Annotated in this window: 2 protein-coding genes; both read left to right on the forward strand. The window is 55.2% G+C overall.

Translation table 11 applies throughout. From position 1 onward, the window contains the following. Window positions 1-156: 156 nt before the first annotated feature. Window positions 157-1764: an IS21 family transposase gene (istA, locus tag FME68_RS12820; RefSeq protein ID WP_328287859.1), complete on the forward strand. Its 1608-nt coding sequence runs from the start codon at window positions 157-159 to the stop codon at window positions 1762-1764. A gap of 22 nt (window positions 1765-1786) precedes the next feature. Then, window positions 1787-2545 carry an ATP-binding protein gene (locus tag FME68_RS12825; RefSeq protein WP_049157480.1) on the forward strand — a complete coding sequence of 253 codons (759 nt, stop codon included), beginning with the start codon at window positions 1787-1789 and terminating at the stop codon, window positions 2543-2545. Window positions 2546-2651: the final 106 nt, after the last annotated feature.

Consider the following 2651-nt stretch of genomic DNA (forward strand, 5'->3'; position numbering starts at 1 on the left):
TGTCGATTTGGGGTAGTTGGTACCGCGAGTCCGCGTAGTTGGTACCGGTGTTCCACGTACTCGGTACTGCAAGGGGGTTTTCTTTCATAGTTGATGTTGGCGACACCACAATCCGCTGGTGTCGCGTCAACATCTACTTGGAAGGAGCTGGTCCTTGTGGCCAACTTCAAACAGATCATCGCGATGTGCCTTGATGGTGCTAGCTACGCGCAGATCACACACGCATTGGGATGTTCACGACGAGAAGTATCCCGCGCAAAGAAAGTCATCAACGATGAGGCACTAACTCCAGAGCGTTTCCGTCAGCTCCCACCGGGATGGTTCGATGATCGATTCAGCGACGGCCGGAGTAAACGGACGATGTCCTACGACCAGCCTGATTTTCAAGCCCTCGCACGCAAGCTGAAAAGTACGAAGCACGTGTCCAGGCATAAGCTGTGGATGGACTATGTGTCGCAGCCGTGTCCGACGGACAAGACTAAGTACCAGTACTCCCAGTTTTGCAGTGGGCTCAATGAATTTCTGCGTGCCAATGATCTCGTCGAAGTTGTCACCCATGAGCCAGGCCAAGAGCTTTACGTTGACTGGGCCGGTGACAAAGTGCCTGTAGTAGATCAGGCCAGTGGTGATACCGCGTTCAAGGCGTCATTGTTTGTCGCGGTCAGCCCATACTCAGGGCTGATGTACGTTACTGCTGCTGCGAATGAGAAGATGCCGTCGTGGATTGAGTGCCACGTCAAAGCGTTGAACTATCTTGGCAAATTACCAGCAGTCATCGTGCCAGATAATGCTTCTACGGCGACTTATCGGCCGAGGAAGCATTCAGGCTACCGGATGGTCACTGACCGCTACGCAGCGTTTGCCGACTATTACGGGGTCACGATCGTGCCGACTCGGCCCGGCAGGCCTCGTGACAAAGCGGCAGTAGAACGTGCTGTGAAAATCGCCTACACCAAAATCCTGGGTTACTTCAGCAACGAGGTCTTCTACAATCTCGATGAACTCAATGAGGCGATCGCTTGCCGTCTTGCCGATATCAACAGCGCAATGACGCGGCCTGATGGCACAACACGGCGCATGCGCTTTGAGCAAGAAGAAGCACCAGTGATGCGCGATCTGCCGCCGACGCCGTTTACGGAAGTGTCTTATAAGCGGCTTAAAGTCGACCGTAATTGGCACATCACCTGTGACTACCAGTACTACTCTGTGCCATTTCAGCTGGTAGGAGAATCGGTAACAGTCAGGCTCACCCCGCAACTGGTCAGCATCTTCAGCGGGGAGCAGCTTGTTGCTGAACACACGCGCCTTTATGGATTTAAATACCGGTATTCCACCAACCCTCAGCATGCACCGCGTGGCGATGATGAAGGCCACAAGGCGCTTACCCGTGATGAGCTTTTGGCTTGGGCCTCGTCGTTTGGGGCAGCAACGCACGCAGTCATAGCGATGATCCTCGACCGCAATAGTGCCGCTGTACCCCGCGGACTCATCCAGGCACGCAACGTGCTGGCCAACCTGGGCAAAAAGCACAACAAAGCCACCCTGGAACCTGCATGCCAGCAGGTCTTAGACAAGAAGCTGGCCCCAACGATGGCAGTGATCAAACGCATCCAGACTGACATTGCCCACGCCCAACAACATCCCGGGGCACCAGGGCTAAAAACACAGCCTGTGGCCAAGCACCACCCACGCCCAAGTACCCCGCTTACCGGTGAGGTGGCCGATGCCGTCTTTATCCGGCCTGCTGATCACTACGAAAACTAGAAGGAATAAGGAGTGCGAAACCATGAGCAGTATCGACGACGAGATTGTGCGGGCGAAAATGCGCAAGCTTCGCGTATCAACCTTCGCTGACATCTTCTACGAGGTTGTCAACGACGAGGCCTATGCGGATGCGCTACCAGAAGACATCTTCCTCGCCGCAGTCGAAGAAGCATACACACAACGCCAACAACGCAACATTGCCAAGGCTATAACCCAGGCTAAATTCCGATACCCGGATGCAAGCCTGGCTGAAATTACCCGGGCAGAACAACGCGGTATCAACATGCGTCAGCTGAAACGAATCGCAGCAACTAACTGGCGGGAAAACCCGACCAACATTCACATCCTCGCACCGACGGGAACAGGCAAGACCTACATTGCCTGCGCCATCGGCATCGCCGCGTGCAAGGCCGGATACTCCGTGGCGTACTACCGGCTGGATCAACTTGTAGACATGCTGGCGGTCTTCTCACCGACTGACCAAAACTACCTCGACAAGATGCGGAAACTGATCAACGTCGATGTCCTTATCATCGACGACTTTATGACCATCAGCATCAACCAGCGCGGGCAAGAAGACCTAACCAAGATCATATTCGACCGCGACGGAAGGCTCCCAACACTGATCTCCTCCCAATCAGCCGCCGCCTACTGGGTTGAAACACTGCCAGACAGAGTCGGAGCCGATTCACTCGTAAGCCGCCTCAACAACGGCCACCGAATCCGTATCGGAGACTTCGACATGCGCAAGGCCACCGCCCCAATAGAACCGGACGAATAAAGCAAACAGCCGGGCCGACTCCGTCGGCCCGGCCCCGGTACCAACTACCCGGAACCCGGCAGTACCGGGTCTCCGGAACACCGGTACCAAAAACCCGCATCTGACA

Source organism: Corynebacterium hiratae (assembly GCF_009708045.1).
Classification (GTDB): Bacteria; Actinomycetota; Actinomycetes; order Mycobacteriales; family Mycobacteriaceae; genus Corynebacterium; species Corynebacterium hiratae.